The sequence below is a fragment of the Terriglobia bacterium genome (assembly GCA_020072565.1).
GTDB lineage: Bacteria > Acidobacteriota > UBA6911 > UBA6911 > UBA6911 > JAFNAG01.
The window spans coordinates 66,772-83,970 of the sequence record JAIQGI010000021.1 but is presented as its reverse complement, the minus strand read 5'-3'; the positions used below and the strand labels follow the sequence as shown (position 1 = coordinate 83,970).

Genomic DNA, 17,199 nt, shown 5'->3' with positions numbered 1-17,199 from the left:
ATTCAGGGGCAAGGGAGAATCGCTTGGTGACAACACAGAACAAGACTTCTTCGATTGGTAGAGTACTACCGCACAATCATCACCGGGGCTCGCCAGAAGGCGGCATGGTTGCCGATGGGATCGAGCACGCTGATCTGGCAGTCGTACGGACCGGGTTCGAGGCTGCTGAGCTGAATGGTGAACCGGATGGGCACGCCCTTGAGTTTTGGATCCCATTCGTTGATTTCGAGCGTGTCCGTTTCCAAGACCTTCACGCCATCGCGGATGAACGTCACGTACGCCGCCAGGGGGCGCATCGTTTCGGCACTCCGCTCGTATGCTTGCAGGAACACGTAAAGGGGACGGTTGGTTTGAAGAGTGCGCGTGACGTTCGGCACGAGCCGCTGGCCGTCGTGAAAGAGCGGATTGGCGACCGCGATTGGAATCTTCTGCTTGACGGTGAAGAGCGCGTCGGCGCCGGCCACGCGCTGCTGGGTGATGACGACCGAACTCGTGGGCAGTTTCGTCTGTTCCTGTTCGAGATTTGGAATCGTGAACGAGTGCAGATAGGTCCCGATGCGACCCGCCGTCGCGTCGCGCGCAAGCACCTTGATCGTGTATTTGCCGGGCAGCAGGGAAAATCCGGTCTCGTACTGAATCGGCCGGCTCGCGACACGGCCGGCCTCGTTCTGATCGAGCGAGAACTCGATCAGATCGCGCCAGTTCCGCATGGTCACGCCGTATTCGTCCTTGATCTCGCCGATCATGTCGATGCGCGACTTCGACGACCCGTCCGGCCGGAGCCGCGCCAGATCACCGCCCGGCATGCGGACCGAGATCGGGACGAAGTACTCGACGCTGCTGATCTGAAAATAATTTAGCTCCAGCGCCATCGGGACGTCGGTGATCGGATCCTCCAGCCTGAGCGCCTCGGAGAGTTGGCGCTCCTTGTCGAAGGCGTTGAATTTGCTGTAGTCCTTTTCGCCGTAGTACCCCTGTCGATAGGACAGCTCCGCTGCGACCCCATCGGCCAGCGTCACCTTCACGCGGCGGTACCTTCCGTCGGTCGCAGTATTGTTCGAGTAGTAACCGAGAGTGTAGTAGCTGCCGATCGTGCCCGCGGCGTCCGCGATGCCGCGTGCGAGATCGTTCGTATCGAATGTCGCGCGTCCTCCGGTGTCTTTCGCAATCGCATATAGCAGGTCGCGCTCGCGGTCTGCGCGCGAGACCGCCATCTGCGCGATCGTCCCCGAGAACATGCCGGCGCCGCCCGCCGACGATTGGGTCGCGTCGCCCATGGGCGGAATTGCCTCGAGTCCGCGTGCGTCGATCGGATTGAGGGTCACGTTGGCGCGGACGGCCGCGTTCACTGTCGCGCGCAGCTGCGCGATGTTCGCGTAGCCGCCCGTGTCCCGCAATCCGCTGCCAAAATAGATCAGCGTCTTCGCCTGCCGGAGCGGTCCGAGATCGGTGACCGCCGTCTGCAGCGCGTTTAGTTGACGATCCGTGGCGAAGAGATTGAATGTTGGGCTGTCCTCGCCGAATGCGCCGCCTGGATCGAAACCGGCCAAGAACTGATTCTGTCGCGCGTCGTCTGCTTCGATCGCGAGTTGCCGAACTACCTCGGCGAGCGCCATCCGATCATCCGTGAAGTCCTTTCGCAGCTCGACGCCTCGGCCCTGGAAGACCATGACGGCGACCATGTCGGCCGCTGTCATCCGCTTCGCGACATATTCGGCAGCGCTCGAGAACGTTCGCCCTTTATCGAAGAACGACATGCCGATGAGATCGAAATACAGGACCACGAGCCGACGGCCGAGGTACTTCGTATTGGCGGTCGAAGGAATTGCGACCGTCCCCTTCGTCAGCGGCGGGAGCGAAGTCACCGGCGCGCTTGGCATGCGTTCGGTCTCCGTCGTCAGGACGGTCAACGGCGCGAGCGGCGTCGTGTCCAGCGCCTCGTACTCTACAAATGCGATCTCCTGCCTCTGCCCATCCTCGGTTACAATGAAATCCTTGGCAGTAAGGCCGAGGATAGGCTTGCCCTGTTTGTCCTTCACGCTTACCGTCTGCACGATGAGATTTACGGACGCGCGAAACGTCGGTCGCGGCTGCTGCTGTCCCACAACCGGCAGGCCGAGCCCCGCCGCTGCGGCTAATAATGCCAGCTGTGTCACGATCATGAGTTTCATTTCAGAACCCGAACACCAACGACATCTGAATCCGCCGCATCGCGTTTGTGCGCGTGGGCAAGCCGAACTGCGGACTCGTGATCACCGTGTTGATCGACGAGAACGTGACATGGTTGAGGACGTTCGTCGCGTTGACCCGCCAGTCGATCCGCAACCGACGGGGCAGCAGGAACGTCCTTGCAACCGACATGTCGAGCGTGAACTGCGACGGTCCCCGAATCGAGTTTCGTCCTGCGTCGCCCCAGGCGCCAGGCAACGGCGCGGCGTAGGCAGCCACATTGGCGTACGCCCCGGCTGCCGTCGGCGCCGGCGATTCACCTGTGAGCCGTGGCCGCACTCCGACGACGCCTGTGCCGTTGACGGCGACGAATGCCACCGGCGTGAACGGCAATCCGCTGCCGGCGTTCAACTGGCCGTCGACGGTCCATCCGTTGAAAATCCGTCCCATCTTCGAGTCCTCGAGCATGCCGCCGGTCAGACGCCTGCCGGTGCCGTACTGAAACTGGATCGAAACCAGATGCCGCTGATCGGACGAGGACGGCGCGCGCTCGGCGGCAAGGTTGAGCCAATCCTGCGCTATCGCCAGCGAGCCCGGCTCGATCCCGCTATTGTTGAAGGTCGCCGCGTCGTCGGTCGCCTTGGCGAGCGTGTACTGTAGGCCTGCCGTGAACCCGTTGTGCAAACGGCGGCGTAGCGTGAACTGTGCCGCATCTCTGCTGGAAGTGCCGTTCGATGTGACATAGATGAAACCGGTTGGACAGGCTGGACATGGATTGACCGCGCCTGCCGGGTACGTGTTCGGCAGAAACGCCTGCATGAGATGCGTGCCGCGATTCGCGAAGTAACCGGCGATCACCGTCATCGACGCGGGGAGCTCGCTCTGCACCGTTATCTGCCATGAATGCGAAAAGCCGGCGCGATAATCCGGATCGATTGCGAACGTGTTCGAGTTCGCCGGTAGAGATGCGGGAAACGGATTGGCAAGCGTCAGCGGCGTCGCCGGTGTGTTCTGGATGCTGAACGTCTTCGCGAACGGCGGCTGCTGCGCGAGGAGGAGCGCCAGCGACTGGTACGTGCCAAGATTACGGTACAGGCCGTATCCCGCGCGAATGACGAGAGACGACGTGAGCTTCGGCCGCCAGGAGACGGCGATGCGAGGCTCGATGCCGCGCTTGTCGACGCGCAGCAACGACGCCGGGTAGCGGCGGCCGGTAAGCGATCCGACGGGATCGCTCGCAAGCACGGGACTGACGGCCGCAAAACCGGGTACGACATCGAAGTTGGCGAGCCGGCCTTCCCGCTCGGTGAACGGCGACTCGTACTCCCAACGCGCGCCGACATTGAGCGTGAAGCCCGTCGCGATCCGGAAATCGTCGGTGAAGTAGGCGTCGAACGTCGCTCCGCGCAGCACGGTGTGTGTGGTGCCGAGAGCCATCGAGCTGGTTGTCGGAATGCCCAACAGAAAATCGGCGAGCGCGTTGCCGGTGGCCGCGCCCGTGAACGACAACGTCCCGCGCGCATCCGGCTGCGCCGCCTGATCGAACGCCGTCCGGTTGACGTCGCCACCGAAAGTCATGTTGTGTCCGCCACGCCTCCACAGGAACGAGACGCCAAGGGCGTGCAGAAACGTTACAGTGCGCTGATATTCAACGTCATCCAGGTCGGCGATGGTCGGAAACGCGACCGTTGGCGGTCCCCAATTCACTGAACTCCGATCGTTACCCGCGATGCCGGCGTCTGCCGAGACGTCGATCCGATTCGCGAAAAACGGCGTCAGCGTTGCAACTGATTGCATGTACCGGTATCGGCTGGTCATCTGCAGGCGCTGCGAGAAGGTGTGCGTCCAGTCGATTTTTGCGTCGAACGAATTCTGGCGCCGCGCATCGGTGAAATCAAACAGGTTGACCGACTCGGCGACGGAACGCCGTCCTGAGACGTCGCCCTGTATCCGATCGCGCCGCGTCAGTGCGTACCATGTCTGAAATCGTGCCGAGCCCTGCCGCGTCCCGGTCGCGATCGCCCGCTGAAAGTTCGCGCCCTCCGTCGTCGTGTTTGGCAACGGGTAATATGCGAACAGTGCCGTCGCCTGCGGACTGATCCGATCGGCGGGAATCGTGTTGTCGGCGAACGGCAGGCCTGTCAGCGGATCGTGGACTATTGTGGCGGACTGCGAGAAATCGCCGGCGCGCTCCGCCCCAGTAGGCATGAACGCGGACTGCGCCGTCGCGTTGCTGTTGGCGCCGTAGTCGAGCCCGAGCGTCATCATCGGGCCGTGCGCGATCAGCCACGGAATCCTGAACGGCCCGCCCAGATTGAAACCGAGTTGGACATTGCTCGTGTCCGCAGCGACGGCCGAGCCGCCAAACGAATAGGGCCGCGCGTTCAACGCGGAATTCGCCAGGTTGCTTGTGAAACTGCCGTAGTAGAGCCGTCCAAGGCGCGGGCGGTTGTTGCCAATCGCGCGTGGCAGTGCGAATGGCGTCGCGGCGCCGTTGGTGAGGCTGCCGTTGATAATGCCGGGCTCGTCGGGTGGCGCGGCGACGGGCGGGGCTGCGCGAGGAAGGGATGCGTCTGCCGATGCGACCCTCGCGCCGCCGCTCCGTACGATTTCTTCAAACGGCCGCATCTTAAGCGCGAAGACGAGCGGCGGCTCTGTGAGCGGCACAACGACATCGCGATCGATCGAGACGAAGCCGCGCATCTCGACGTGCAGCGTCCACGTGCCGTCCTCGAGATTGGCCAGCCGAAAGACGCCCTCTTCATTCGTGAGGGTCGCCACGCTCCGCCCGACCGCGCGGGGATCCGAGTCGATGCTGCGTGCGGCGCTGACCGTCACTCCCGGCACGCCGGCGTCCGAGAACACGACGCGGCCAGACAAATCAGACGGGCGCGTCGCATTTTGCGCAGTCGCCAGCATTAGGCTGACAATGACGACTGCGGAGAGATTCACCGCGGCTTCCTCCCGGGTCCCTGCGCGTGGGGTGGCGGTTGGAGTGCATCCGCATCAGGCGAATTCGGCTTCGGCCGCTGAACGCTCTCGATGAGGAGGTACTCCGCCGGCCCTTTCGTCGTCTCGAGCTTCAATCCGAGCTGTTCAAGCGCCCTGATGAAAAATTCATCGCCCCGCGGGCCGTCCTCCGGGTAGAGCAGCGCGAAGTTGAACAGCCCGTCGACTCCTGTCTGGTCGACGACAAAGCGATCCAGCGATGACGACAGGACCTCCGCCAGCCAATGCATCGTGACACTGCTGAAGATCAATCCCTCGTGCGCGGAAAGGAGGCGGCCGCAGATCTTTGGCATGTAGGGCGCCTGCCCCTGTTGCGCCAACGCGGAGTATTCCTCAATCGTGATGCAGTCGCCCGCCGTCGGCTTGGTGACCTTCTGCTTGTTCAATCCGCCCTTCGCGATCTTCAGCGCGTACAAGTCCTGCTGTTCCTGCACTCGCCGCACCTTCAACTGGAACCTGTCTTCAAGCATGGCGCGCAGCGCCTGACTCATGGCCCCGGGCAGCGTTGTCAGGTTCCGGTTGGGCCTTCCAACCAATCCCGCATCCGTGACGTCGACGGAGGCTTTGGCCTCGATTGTGAACATGTCGGTTTCGACCCACGACGGTCCGCCCCTTACGCGCTTCGGCTGGCGCGAAACACGAGTGATCGGATCCGGCTGCGGATGGACGGTGCTGTTGAGCAGCGGATGGTCGCTATCCGCATAGGCCTGATCGACCAGTTTGGCCAGCGTCACGCAGTCCCAGTAAACGTAGCCGGGCGATGTCTGCGCCGCCGAGGGCGTTGCGCCGCTCCGAAGACCGGGCGTACTCGGAACTGCACTTCCCGATTGCGTGGGTCCGGAACACGCTCTGATCGAAACGAGGTCGAACTTCGCCGGCGGCGATTGTTCCGTCGTCGCCGTGGCCGGGCCGGGCGCCGGCGCGCGAAAGGGCGCCGTCAGCATCCCGGCGACGAGCGGCAGCGCGATCGCAAGGATCGCCGCGAGCGTCAGCGCCGCCTTGCGCGCGAAGTTCAACCGCGCACCGATGCGGCTGGACATGATGGCCGCGACGCGCTTCTTCAAGTCCGATCCGTTGACGCCGGAGACGCATGGCAGCGGCGACTCGACATACAGCTTGCAGACGTTGAGGATGCTCTCCGCATAGTTTTGCGGCTCCCCGAAGGCACCGAGCACGTACTCGTCGCAGGCGCGCTCACGCTCCTCGACCATCCGGGCACCGATCCACCAAACCGGTGGGTAAAACCAGAACACGGCTTCGACGACCATGTGGATCGCGGCTGTGAGGTTGTCGCGACGCTGGACGTGACGCAATTCGTGCGCGAAAACGGCGTTGAGCTGCGACGGCGTAAGACAGTGTTCGATGCCCGCCGGCACGAGCAGCACGGGATGCCAGATGCCGACAATACCCGGTTCGAGAAGACCTGACGAAGACCTAACGGGAATGGGACTTTGCAGTGCGACGGGCGTACTCTGACGGACAACCGCGCAAATCCGTCGCCAGTCACGGATTCGCTTCCATGCCACAGCCAGGAATCCAACTCCCCAGATAATGAGCAGCACCGTTGGTATCCAGTTCGTTGTCGATGCCGTTGCGCGCATCGGGCCAGCCGGCACGAAGTCATCGCTCGTGAACGGCTGCGCGAATCGGTCGACCGTGAGCGGCAGTGAGGGCGTGACAGCCGTCGTCGTGTCCGCAGTGATGGCCGCCGGCGGCCTGAACACGGTCAGTGCCGAACCCGCGCTAATTAACAAAGAGAACGGGACCAGGAACTTCAGCGACGCGATAACCCACACGCCGTGCCGAATGTGCGCGCCGTTCTTCCGCAGCGCTGCCGCGACAATCGCAGCCGCGAGCACGAAAAGAGTTGATTGCCAGAGATGGTTCATGAGGGCGGAAATCATTTCGACCTCCTTCTCGTTTCGGGTTCCCTTTCCTCGCGCTGCTTGATGATGCGCTCCAGCTCGCGGATATCGTCGCGGGTGAGCTTTCCCGCTTCGGACGGACGCGGCGCATTTCGCGCAGTCGCCAGCATCAGGCTGACAATGACGACTGTGGGAGGATTCATCGCGGCTTCCTCCCGGGTCCCTGCGCGTGGGGTGGCGGTTGGAGTGCACTCGCATCAGGCGTATTCGGCTTCGGCCGCTGCACGCTTTCTATGAGGAGGTACTCCGCCGGGCCTTTCGTCGTCTCAATCTTCAGCCCGAGTCGTTCAAGCGCCCTGATGTAGAAATCATCACCCCGCGTGTGGTCATCCGGGTCGAGTTGCAGCACAAAGTTGAACTGCCCGTTGAGTCCTGTCTGGTCGACAACGTAGCGTTCCATCGAGGTCGACAGGTACTCCGCCAGTTTCTGCAGCGTAAAACTGCTGAAGATCAGTCCGCGGTCGAGCGTGGAGAGCATGTGGCCGCAGATTCTCTGCTCGTCTCCAGGCGCGCGCCCCTGTCGGGCCAACGCGGAGTATTCCTCAATCGTGATGCAGTCACCCGGGGGCGGGCTCGTGATCTTCTGCTTGTTCAATCCGCCCTTTGCAACCTTCAGCGCGTACAAGTCCTGTTGTTCCCGCTCTCGCCGCACCTTCAACTGGAATCGGTCTTCGAGCATAGCGCGCAGCGCCTGACTCATGGCCCCGGGCAGCGTTACAAGGTTCCGACTTGGCCTTCCTGATAATCCTGCATCCGTAATAGCGACCGCGGCTTTGGCCTCGATCGTGAACTTGTCGGTTTCTACCCACGAGGGGCCGCCCCTGACGTGCTTGGAGCGGAACGAAGTATCCCAAGGCGAACCCGGCCAGCCGGCAGTGGTGTTGAGCAATGGATGGTCGCTACCTGCATAGGCCTGATCGACCAGTTGGGCCAATGTTACGCAGTCCCAATACACATAGCCCGGTGATGTCTGCGCCGCCCAGGGGGCCACGCCGCCCCTGAGACCGCGCGTAGTACTCGGAACAGCACTCCCAGATCGAGTGGCTTCAGAACATGCTCTGATTGAGACGACATCGAATTTCGCGGACGGAGACTGTCCCGTCGTTGTTGCGACATCTTGGGCCATGCCGAGTGCCGACGCGCCAATGGGCGCGGTCAGCATCCCGACGAGGAGCGGCAGCGCGATCGCAAGGATCGCCGCGAGCGCCAGCGCAGCCTTGCGAGCGAGGTTCAATCGCGAGCCGATGCGATTGACCATGATGGCTGCGACGCGCTTCTTCAGGTCCGATCCGTTGACGCCGGAGACGCAGGGTAGCGGCGACTCGACATAGAGCTTGCAGACATTGAGGATGCTTTCCGCGTAGTCCTGTGGCTCTCCGAGGGCGCGCAGCACGTACTCGTCGCAGGCGCGCTCGCGTTCCTCGACCATCCGGGCGCCGATCCACCAGACCAGCGGGTAAAACCAGAACACGGCTTCGACGACCATGTGAATCACGGCTGTGAGGTTGTCGCGACGCCGGACGTGACACAGCTCGTGCGCGAACACGGCATTAAGCTGCGAAGGCGTGAGACGTTGTTCGATGCCCGCCGGCACGAGCAGCGCAGGATGCCGGATGCCGACTACACCCGGTTCGAGGAGGCCCGGCGAAGACCGAACGGGAATCGAGCATTGCAGCGCGATGGGCGTACTCTGACGGACGACCGCACAAATGCGCCGCCAGCCGCGGAGGCGCGCCAACGCCACGGCCAACAGTCCGATCGTCCATATGGCGAGCAGCGCCATCGGCATCCAGTTTGTTGTCGTTGCCCGCCCGGTCGCCGCAGGCACGAAGTCATCGCCCGTGAACGGCTGCGCGAATCGATCGACTGCGAGCGGCAAAGCGGGAGCGGCAGCCGTCGTCGTGTCCTGGATGACAGCCGCTGCCTGCGTGAACGATGGCAGCGCCGAGCCCAGGCTCATTAATAATGAGAATGGCGCCAGAAATTTCAGCGATGCGATCACCCATATGCCGTGCCGGATGTGCGCGCCGTTTTTCCGCAGCGCCGCCACCGCAATCGCGGCCGCTAGCGCGAAGAGCGTTGACTGCCAGAGATGGTTCATGAGAGTGGCGATCACTACGACCTCCTTCCCTTATCGGGCTCCCGTTCCTCGCGCTCCTTGATGATGCGCTCCAACTCGCGGATATCGTCGCGTGTGAGCTTTCCCGCTTCGGCGAGCTGCGCCATCATCGGCTGGGCCTTTCCGCCAAAGAAGCTCAGGATCTCGTCGAGCAGTTTGCGCCGGGTCACATCGCGCGCAACGAGCGGTTCGAAGATGTGCGCGTTGCTGATCTTCCGGACGCGGCGGACGGCCTTCTTGCCTTCGAGCCGATACACGGTGGTTTGAATCGTAGTATAGGCCGGCCGAGGCTCGGGAAACGCCTCCTGGATTTCGCGGATGGAGGCCTTCCCGTTCACCCAGAGCGCCTCCAGTATTTGCAGTTCGAGCCTGGTGAATTTGTTCCTCGCCATGCGCCCTCCTATGGTGTGTGCTACACTACTATATTGTAGTAGAACCTGTCAAGACTTTTTCAAATCGGCGTCGCGATGTGTTTCGAATTCCGTTGGAATCGAGCGCGTTGCAGCAAAATCAAAATATTATTAGCGATTATGTTGACAATGCATTGAGACTGGGAGTACAGTGCGTCCGCCTTAATCTAGGATCGGAGCCACCGGAATAAACCGCGCGATGATCTGGGCAGTACATTAGCAGTACCAAGGCGCTCTCTTCGCATTCGTGAACCGCGACGGTTCCGAGAGGACAGTGCAACCGACCCCGGCCCTCGCCGGGATCTCGGGCCACCGGAACAAACCGTGCCTGACCACAACCCGAATGATTAACGTGGTCGGTCATGGTGTATCTTTTCCCTTTCCGCAGGGCTAATCCCCCAAAAACCAAGCCGACCGTTACCGGAAGGAGTTTTGATGTCCGATCCGATGGAAGGCTACGTCTTCAACAGCGAACAGGAAAAAGTCCAAGCCGAGAAATGGTTTAAGAAGCACGCGCACGAAATTCCAAGCATGGATGCCGGCCTGAAGATCAACGGCGATCCGATCATCTACCTTGGCATTCCCGAAGAATGGCAACTCAGGGCGCTTTTGTCCAACCCGGTTGGAATCGATTTGGAGGAAGGCGAAGGATCCAGAAACACGCTTGTGGACCAATTGCTGAGAAAGGCCGTGATCGAGGCCGACCTGACTCCGCTTCAGGCGTGGGTGCTGGCACTGTCGGCGCTTGGCGCCAAGCAGAAGGAGATCGCATCGACGCTAAACATGACTCCCTTTGCCGTGATTCGGGCAACGAAATCAGCCGCCAAGAAGATTGGATTGCGGGTTCGGGAGGCATAAACAATGCAAAATCAATGCGTTGTAAGTCGATCCGCAATTTGTACCGATGGGAGGGAAACGAAACATTCAATGGCCAATCAATTGGCGGTGACGAAATGCCTGGGATGCGGCAAGCCACACAGGGCGACCTTGAAGGTACCGAGAGGCGGAAGTCGCGCACGCAATTGGTCGCTATCGGGCCACTGCGCTGGGTGCAGGCCACGCTATGAAGCATTCCTTCGGGACTGCGATGATGTGAGCCGAGGATTCCGCTATGTGGCCGAGGAGATCATGGAAGGCTGGAACGGCTCGCCTCAACGTCATCTGATCCGATCCAGAGTGCCGGCTGGATGGATGTGTCGATTCCCAAGAGCCGCGTCACTTGCGGCAGATTTTGCGAGGCCATAAGAGCGCCATGGATTTTCTGGAATCTCGAGGATATCGATTCAGAGACAAACAAGAAAAAGAGGAGGCAGAGCGATGGCTACGTAAGCACCCGGAAATGCTCCCACCCAAGGAAGATCTGGTAGCTGAGGCAGAGAAACTGGCGGCTTGGCAGGTCAGTCGCCGGCAGATGCTCGCGAGGTGGTTTGGCGACTGGGCAGATACGGACGGCCAGAACTTTGCCATGGTGAGCGATCGCGACGCTGCGAGAAAGCGGCTTGTTCTGGGCGCCGGGTTGACCGCAGACGAGCGGGAGATACTTGACGCCCTCATGGACGAGTGGCCGCACCAGGAAATTGTGGAATTCTACAACCTGGAACGCGGCCAACTCGCCCGGATACAGACAATGATCGAGAGAAAGATCCGCAGGGCACGCACTTAAGCGACCTGCCGTCTCCATCTTCAAACAGCACGACATCCCCGGAGTCGCAAAAATCCCGGAGAGCGATAGGGCGGAGCTATGCGTCCAAAACATCGGTTTAACGGCGAGGTCCTGAATCCCGGCGGCGAGCGCATTTTCATCACCGATCATGTGTTCGACAAGCTGGCTCGGTATGCGATTCGAGACCATGCCAGCGGCGAAATAATCAGGGCGATTGTCTGGAACAAGCGGCAACGGCTTTACCAGATAACGAATCTGGCGGCATCGTTGATGGACTTGTGGAAGTCCGGTCCGGAGTTCAAGCCGCTGCCGGCAGCTCGTGCGATCGATCCAGCGAGATGTAGCGAAGGCGGCCCGCCGAGAGACGGCGGCCGGGCAAACGTAATCCTTTCGACCTTGGGTTCTGACCTATCAGGGCTCGCCGCGCCGAGCACGGACAGCATCCGAAGGCTGCGCGGCAAACAAACTGAGCGGAGGCCGCGGCGTCCGTTGCAATGTAATTGACAATGCATTGTCATCTGTTGTATAGTTGGCATTGTGAAAGTCTCAAGTCCAACTATTCTGAGGGGTCGTCTAACGGGCAGGACGCTGGGCCTTAAACCCGGAAACCGACGGTTCGAGACCTCGCCCCTCAGCCAACTTCAATGGGCGAAAGGATGCTGACGAGCAATTTCTTCAGAACGAAAGGCAATCCGGATGCGTGGGCGATCTCGCGCGGCCTGCCGAGATTCTACGACGGCAAGGTCTATGAGCCACTGAGGCCGACGCGCGAGATGCTGCGGGCGGGCGACGAGGGCTTCGATCGGATGTATTCTGAACTGCTTTCCAACCTGGATCCGCGGAAGGTGTTCGAAGATCTCGGCATGGACGCGATTCTGCTCTGCTGGGAGAACCCTGCCCCGCACTGGCACAAGTGTCACCGGCGCCTGGTTGCCGAATGGCTGGAAGCCGCTCTCGGGATCGAGATCACTGAGATGGGCTTCCTCCGGCGCGAGGTGCCTGCATACGGTGCGATGCCGCTGAGTCCGAGTTGGGCGGCAAAGCAAGCGAAACGGAGCCCGCAATTGGGTTTGTTCTAATCCACATATTCAATCCGCAATTCGAGAGGCCGCTGGCAACACCGGCCTTTTTCATTCTTATGCAACAACTCGACAAGGTTTTTCTGGGCGTCACGCCGCCGGAGCAGCGAAAATTCATCATCGCGGCCCTTCGGCATCTCCGCGAGAAGGGCTTTGACCGGATGGTGGTAGTCGCGGCTGGGCAATTCACCCTTCCAAAATGCGCGATCGAGGCCGGGTTTCCCGCGAAGAGCATTGAGACGAGCGACATCTCCGTGTTTTCGTCGATGCTCGGATGTCTGTACTCCGGCCGGCCCATGGGGTCACTGGGATTTGAAATCGCTGAATCGGTGTCGGTGGGATCGAGGCAGGAGGCTGTCAGGGAATGCTGTGAGGCGCTTGATGACGATTTCAAAAAAGCCTCCTACCTGCTCTGGCTGATCAAGCTGAAGCAACTGCGGACGCACCTTTATTACGAGCGCGTAGTCCATGACGAGCTTCTGGCAAACAGGGAAAGATACCTCGCCGGCCTGGAGGACGTTTTACGCAAGGCTGCCGCCACCTATCAGGGGATGTCCTACGAAGTTGCCGATCTGCGAGACGTGATCGCACGGCCGCATACGGACAAGACCATCCTCCTTGTGAATCCGCCGGCTTACAAAGGCGGGTACAACAAGATGTTTGGCCCGATTGAGCAGATCGTCCGATGGGACCCAGGTATTGCCCAGTTCGACATGAAGGAGGAATACCTGCGCCTTTACGCGCAGACGAAGCAATATCCATTCCCGACCTTCTGGGGCAAGTTCGGCTATTCGCTCGATGGGCTCGGAGCCGACTGCGTGTTCGCAAAGCGGTACAAAAAGGACCGTTTTGATTTCTGGCTCCTGACCAAGCCCGAGTTGCTCGACGGCCTTGATATCAAGGGCACAATTGCGTGGACGAATGACAAGGAGTTGAAGCCGCACAAAAACCTGCGCATCTGGGGGCCCGACGACGAGCTTCACCCGGAAAGCACCGTGCGGTTCGTTACGGTCGAGATGCCGCAGGCTCTGTACTATCGGGAGCTGTGGGCTCACCGCCTGGGCGTGACCAAGTCGGAACGCTATTACCTCATCCTGATCGATGGCAAGGTGTTTGGCACGGTCGGGTTTCACGCCTCGAACCTCCTCCGACTGAAGTCGGACAAGATCGAGGAGACCTTCGGATTTTCGGCTCCGTCGCGACGATATCCGAACATCAACCGCCTGCTGATGTACCTCATAACCTGCCGGGACATGGGCGCGGTGTTGAGGCGGGACCTGTCGAAAGCCAACCGCTTTTACACGCTCACGGGACTGAAGACGACCTGCCTGGCGAAGTACCGGCACGTGAAGTTGAACAGCGGATTGCTGAAGCTCGTGAGCCGGGAAAAGGAATCGAACGAGCTTTACAAGATCCGGTACGAGTGCGAGTTCCGAGACCAGTCTTTTCAGGAAGCGCTGCGAGCGTACCTGGAGGAGTTCAAAGCGAAATATGGCGCATCCAAACCTAGCGAAGCGGCAGAAGGTCTGTGACCTCGAGGGCGGTCTGTCTATTTGGCGAGTCCACCTCGACTGCCTGCGTGAGCAGGACAAAAACGCCCGGATCATGGCGCCCGAGAAATTTGAGCGGCTGGCGCAGAACATCAAGCAGAGCGGCCGGCTGGAATCGCTGCCGTTTACATGCAACACGAATCCGGAGGACTCAAACTCCGAGTTTATGATCTTGAGTGGACATCATCGTACCAGGGCGAGCAGGAAGGCCGGTCTGACAGAGATCTATGTCCTGAACGATCAGACGCCGCTCAAGCGATCGGATGTCGTAGCCAAGCAGCTGGCGCATAACTCCCTGAACGGGTACGACGACAAGCAGATCCTGGCGCAACTCTACCAAGAGATCGACGACATCAACGCCAAGATCGAAAGCGGGCTGACGGATCTGGACATCGAAATTCCGAAGGTGGACGTCAAGGCCGACCCGGTGATGTTCGACATCGACTACGAGCTCGTCAACATCCTTTTCGTGGAACGCGACTTTAAGCGGTTCAAGGAAGTGCTCGAACTGCTGTCGTCTGACGCTCACATCTACGTCGCGGACAAGGCGGATTTCGACCGTTTCAAGGATGCGGCCCAGAAGATATCCAGCCTGCATCAGGTTGTGAATGCCGCGGCGATTTTGGCGCGCTTGCTCGATATCGTCCATTTCTACCTCGTGAAGCGAGGGGAGGCAGAAGCCGGGGAGAACTGGGTGCCGCTGGCGACCATTTTCGACGGCGATTCCGTACCGGAGGCGGCGGCAAAGGTCATCCAGGAAGCAGTGGACAAAATGAAAGCTGAAGGAAACGTGGGCGAGAAAAATCGCTGGCAAGCCATTGAGCTCTGGGCCGCCGATTGCCTGGCCGGGAGGTAACGAGTGGACGAAGAAACGTCGACAAATGATGCTGAAGATCGTTGCCTGGATGACGAGGCGCTTCTGAAGCTGTTCTGCCCCAGGGACCAAGCAATTGCAAAGGAGATTCTGGGACGCGCGAATCGGCAAGAGGCGAGGCCGCGCCGGAAGCGTCTCCCGAAAGAGAGTCATGAAGATTGGGTGCCACTACGAATGATCTTCAAGACCGCGAACGTTCCCGAGGCCGTTGCTGGGGTGATCGAGCAGGCCCTGAACCTGATGAAGCTCAACGGCGACATCGACGACACAAACCTATGGCAAGGCCTGGAATACGTGTTCGCCGAATTTCTGTCGGGAGCCAGAGCGATTGCGCAAACCGAGGACTTGCCCGGCTGCTGGAGATCCAGTCGAGCGAGACAGCAATGCCACCAGTGCATGACAAGGAATAGCAATACATGGGGCGAGAGCTCAGCTGCAGAGCTATCTAACCTGGGCACGACTGCCGCTAAAGCGTGATTCCGATGCGGCTATAGTTCCCACACCGCTGATCTGTCAACCCATCATGGGCAGTAACAAGGCCGTCAGAAATGGCGGCCTTCGGCATTTTAGGGGAAGCGTTATGGATCGAACCTTTTACCAAGTGAACTACTTCGATTATGGCGATGGGGCGGAAGATCCACATATCCGCGAGGCACTGATTGCCGGCGATCAAATCTCCTCAATGCGAGAAATTCGCCCTGACCCTGACGAATCTCCAATCGTGGAAATCTCAATGAAAAACGGCGGCACGTTCCACGTTCTGGCGCAACTCGCCGACTTCATCGACGGCGATTAAACCGGCCCGGGGGAGGACCAACGGGGGCGCTCCGGCACGAATACGCACTTTTGCCGGTGGCGGGCGCATGCGTTGGGCGCAACTGGCTGCCCAAGGCGGAGCCGCAAGGAGAGTGAGATGATCGCAAATCTTCTGACGTTGATTGCTGGCTGCGTGCTGATTTCGGTAGGCGCGAAGAGTTGGCCCCTGGGCATCGGGATTCTTTGCATTGTCTCGGTGATACTCAATGGGATCGGCAACGTGATGCGGCAAATGCCAAAACCAGGAGAGGCACCCAAGCCTGATCCCCCCATGCCCCATCCCGACCGGAGGCTCTTCCCCAACTCAGTCAGAAGCGCCAGGCCTGGCCTGAATTAGCTCACGAGGAAATGCGGAAGCAACGCACAGGTGACCGGCGTAGAAACCGAACGGCGCGAGTCCGGCGTGCTAGGGTCTTCTGCCGGGAACCCAGCTCTCAAAACAATCGGCTACCGAGAGGGACAGCATGGATTTTATCGTTTCAAGAAACGATCTGTTGGAGCCGTTGGGCCTGGCAAAGGCCGTAACCGAGCAAAAAAGCACGATCCCGATCCTGGCGAATGTGCTTCTGCGAGTCGAGGGCGAAAGGCTCACCATCGTCGGTACTGATCTCGATATTTCGATCCAGGCAAGTTGCGAGGTCCAGGCCGAGGAGCAAGGCGCGGCAACCGTCCCCGCGAAGCGCCTGTTTGACATTGTGCGGCTTCAGCCGGAAGACGCCGAGATCCGAATCAAGCTCCTCAAGAACGATTTCATCCAGTTGAAGTCCGGGAAATCGGAATACAAGCTGCCAGGCTTGTCTGTCGAGAGCTTTCCCCAGATCCCATCGTTCCCGTGCGATGGCGTGGTTGCGCTCCCCGGGGCGGCGTTAAAGGAGATGATCCGCTGCACGATATTCGCAGTCAGCCGGGAAGAATCGGCTTATGCCACTTCAGGGGCATTGCTCGCATTGAGCCCGACGCAGATGCGCATGGTGGCCACTGACGGTCATCGGCTGGCAATCGTGACCAAGAATGCAGACCTCACCCAAGTCGAATCCGAGACCAGCATCATGATTCCGTATAAGGCGCTCGTCGAGCTTCAGGGGCTGATCGGCGGTAGCGATCCAGTCGTTGGATTCGCGATAAGCGAGAACAAGCAGTTTTTCGCGGTCGAGGGCAAGCGGCTTACCAGCCGGATGCTTGCCGCGAGATTCCCGAACTACGAATTGGTGCTCCCCAAGGCCAACGACAAGCTGATCGCGGTTCCTGTGGCAGACCTTGCGAAGGCTGTGAAGCGTGTCGGGATCATGACCGACGACCGCATCCGGTGTATCAAGCTCGCGATGGATGCCGCAATGCTGATGGTCACCGCCAATTCAGTCGGGATCGGTGAAGCCTGCGAAGTTCTTCCCCTGGAATACGAGGGAAGCCCGCTCGAGATCGGATTTAACCCGAAATACATCCTGGACTTTCTGGGTGCATGCGGGTCGACAAACGTGACCGTTGCGCTGAAGGATGGCGAAACCCAGGCGGAACTGAGGCCGGTCGGCGAATCGGAGTTCGAATACCGGTACGTGCTGATGCCCATGAAGCAGTAGGGGGCTGG

The 17,199-nt window shown here is 60.2% G+C and carries 15 protein-coding genes; 9 read left to right on the top strand and 6 right to left on the bottom strand.

The features are described 5' to 3' along the window. Positions 1–65 precede the first annotated feature (65 nt). Genes LAP85_15145 through LAP85_15120 form a run of 6 tightly spaced genes read right to left on the bottom strand, consistent with a single transcriptional unit; the run spans position 66 to position 9,614 of the window. Entirely contained in the window at positions 66–2,171 is a 2,106-nt protein-coding gene (locus LAP85_15145) for a VWA domain-containing protein (protein MBZ5497737.1), read from the bottom strand. A 1-nt stretch (position 2,172) separates the two neighbouring features. After that, the gene (locus LAP85_15140; protein ID MBZ5497736.1) at positions 2,173–5,121 is read right to left on the bottom strand and encodes a carboxypeptidase-like regulatory domain-containing protein; all 2,949 of its coding nucleotides are present in this window, start codon (positions 5,119–5,121) and stop codon (positions 2,173–2,175) included. Continuing rightward, a complete protein-coding gene (locus LAP85_15135) occupies positions 5,118–7,082 on the bottom strand; it encodes a TIGR03435 family protein (protein ID MBZ5497735.1) in 1,965 nt (654 codons plus the stop codon). Before LAP85_15135 ends, LAP85_15140 begins: the two co-directional genes overlap by 4 nt. Beyond that, a complete protein-coding gene (locus LAP85_15130) occupies positions 7,079–7,246 on the bottom strand; it encodes a hypothetical protein (protein MBZ5497734.1) in 168 nt (55 codons plus the stop codon). Before LAP85_15130 ends, LAP85_15135 begins: the two co-directional genes overlap by 4 nt. Next, complete coding sequence (locus tag LAP85_15125) at positions 7,243–9,219, bottom strand: TIGR03435 family protein (protein MBZ5497733.1); 1,977 nt, start codon at positions 9,217–9,219, stop codon at positions 7,243–7,245. The genes LAP85_15130 and LAP85_15125 overlap by 4 nt, the downstream gene beginning before the upstream one ends. Continuing rightward, on the bottom strand, positions 9,219–9,614 hold the full coding sequence (locus tag LAP85_15120) for a BlaI/MecI/CopY family transcriptional regulator (GenBank protein MBZ5497732.1): 396 nt from the start codon (positions 9,612–9,614) through the stop codon (positions 9,219–9,221). The genes LAP85_15125 and LAP85_15120 overlap by 1 nt, the downstream gene beginning before the upstream one ends. A 453-nt stretch (positions 9,615–10,067) precedes the next feature. Between LAP85_15120 and LAP85_15115 the strand changes: the two genes are divergently transcribed. The 9 genes from LAP85_15115 to dnaN all read left to right on the top strand — a co-directional run bounded on the left by LAP85_15115 (position 10,068) and on the right by dnaN (position 17,191). Continuing rightward, the gene (locus tag LAP85_15115) at positions 10,068–10,490 is read left to right on the top strand and encodes a hypothetical protein (GenBank protein ID MBZ5497731.1); all 423 of its coding nucleotides are present in this window, start codon (positions 10,068–10,070) and stop codon (positions 10,488–10,490) included. 481 nt (positions 10,491–10,971) lie between these two features. After that, positions 10,972–11,295, top strand: a complete 324-nt coding sequence (locus tag LAP85_15110) for a hypothetical protein (GenBank protein ID MBZ5497730.1) — start codon at positions 10,972–10,974, stop codon at positions 11,293–11,295. 78 nt (positions 11,296–11,373) lie between these two features. Further along, positions 11,374–11,799, top strand: coding sequence for a hypothetical protein (locus LAP85_15105; protein ID MBZ5497729.1), 426 nt, complete (start codon positions 11,374–11,376; stop codon positions 11,797–11,799). Positions 11,800–11,951: 152 nt separating this feature from the next. Continuing rightward, complete coding sequence (locus tag LAP85_15100) at positions 11,952–12,374, top strand: DUF488 domain-containing protein (GenBank protein MBZ5497728.1); 423 nt, start codon at positions 11,952–11,954, stop codon at positions 12,372–12,374. Beyond that, positions 12,326–13,906: a hypothetical protein gene (locus LAP85_15095; protein ID MBZ5497727.1), complete on the top strand. Its 1,581-nt coding sequence runs from the start codon at positions 12,326–12,328 to the stop codon at positions 13,904–13,906. Before LAP85_15100 ends, LAP85_15095 begins: the two co-directional genes overlap by 49 nt. After that, positions 13,866–14,780, top strand: a complete 915-nt coding sequence (locus tag LAP85_15090) for a ParB N-terminal domain-containing protein (protein MBZ5497726.1) — start codon at positions 13,866–13,868, stop codon at positions 14,778–14,780. Before LAP85_15095 ends, LAP85_15090 begins: the two co-directional genes overlap by 41 nt. Positions 14,781–14,783: 3 nt before the next feature. Then, complete coding sequence (locus tag LAP85_15085; protein ID MBZ5497725.1) at positions 14,784–15,275, top strand: hypothetical protein; 492 nt, start codon at positions 14,784–14,786, stop codon at positions 15,273–15,275. Positions 15,276–15,378: 103 nt separating this feature from the next. Next, on the top strand, positions 15,379–15,594 hold the full coding sequence (locus LAP85_15080; GenBank protein ID MBZ5497724.1) for a hypothetical protein: 216 nt from the start codon (positions 15,379–15,381) through the stop codon (positions 15,592–15,594). Between the two features lie 484 nt (positions 15,595–16,078). Next, on the top strand, positions 16,079–17,191 hold the full coding sequence (gene dnaN / locus LAP85_15075) for a DNA polymerase III subunit beta (GenBank protein MBZ5497723.1): 1,113 nt from the start codon (positions 16,079–16,081) through the stop codon (positions 17,189–17,191). The last annotated feature ends 8 nt before the right edge of the window (positions 17,192–17,199 follow it).

Coding starts and splice junctions, on each gene's coding strand:
- LAP85_15100 (MBZ5497728.1), top strand. CDS start 11,952: ATGCTGACGAGCAATTTCTTCAGAACGAAAGGCAATCCGGATGCGTGG.
- LAP85_15090 (MBZ5497726.1), top strand. CDS start 13,866: ATGGCGCATCCAAACCTAGCGAAGCGGCAGAAGGTCTGTGACCTCGAG.
- LAP85_15130 (MBZ5497734.1), bottom strand. CDS start 7,246: ATGAATCCTCCCACAGTCGTCATTGTCAGCCTGATGCTGGCGACTGCG.
- LAP85_15110 (MBZ5497730.1), top strand. CDS start 10,972: ATGCTCCCACCCAAGGAAGATCTGGTAGCTGAGGCAGAGAAACTGGCG.
- LAP85_15120 (MBZ5497732.1), bottom strand. CDS start 9,614: ATGGCGAGGAACAAATTCACCAGGCTCGAACTGCAAATACTGGAGGCG.
- LAP85_15145 (MBZ5497737.1), bottom strand. CDS start 2,171: ATGAAACTCATGATCGTGACACAGCTGGCATTATTAGCCGCAGCGGCG.
- LAP85_15080 (MBZ5497724.1), top strand. CDS start 15,379: ATGGATCGAACCTTTTACCAAGTGAACTACTTCGATTATGGCGATGGG.
- LAP85_15105 (MBZ5497729.1), top strand. CDS start 11,374: ATGCGTCCAAAACATCGGTTTAACGGCGAGGTCCTGAATCCCGGCGGC.
- LAP85_15115 (MBZ5497731.1), top strand. CDS start 10,068: ATGTCCGATCCGATGGAAGGCTACGTCTTCAACAGCGAACAGGAAAAA.
- LAP85_15135 (MBZ5497735.1), bottom strand. CDS start 7,082: ATGATTTCCGCCCTCATGAACCATCTCTGGCAATCAACTCTTTTCGTG.
- dnaN (MBZ5497723.1), top strand. CDS start 16,079: ATGGATTTTATCGTTTCAAGAAACGATCTGTTGGAGCCGTTGGGCCTG.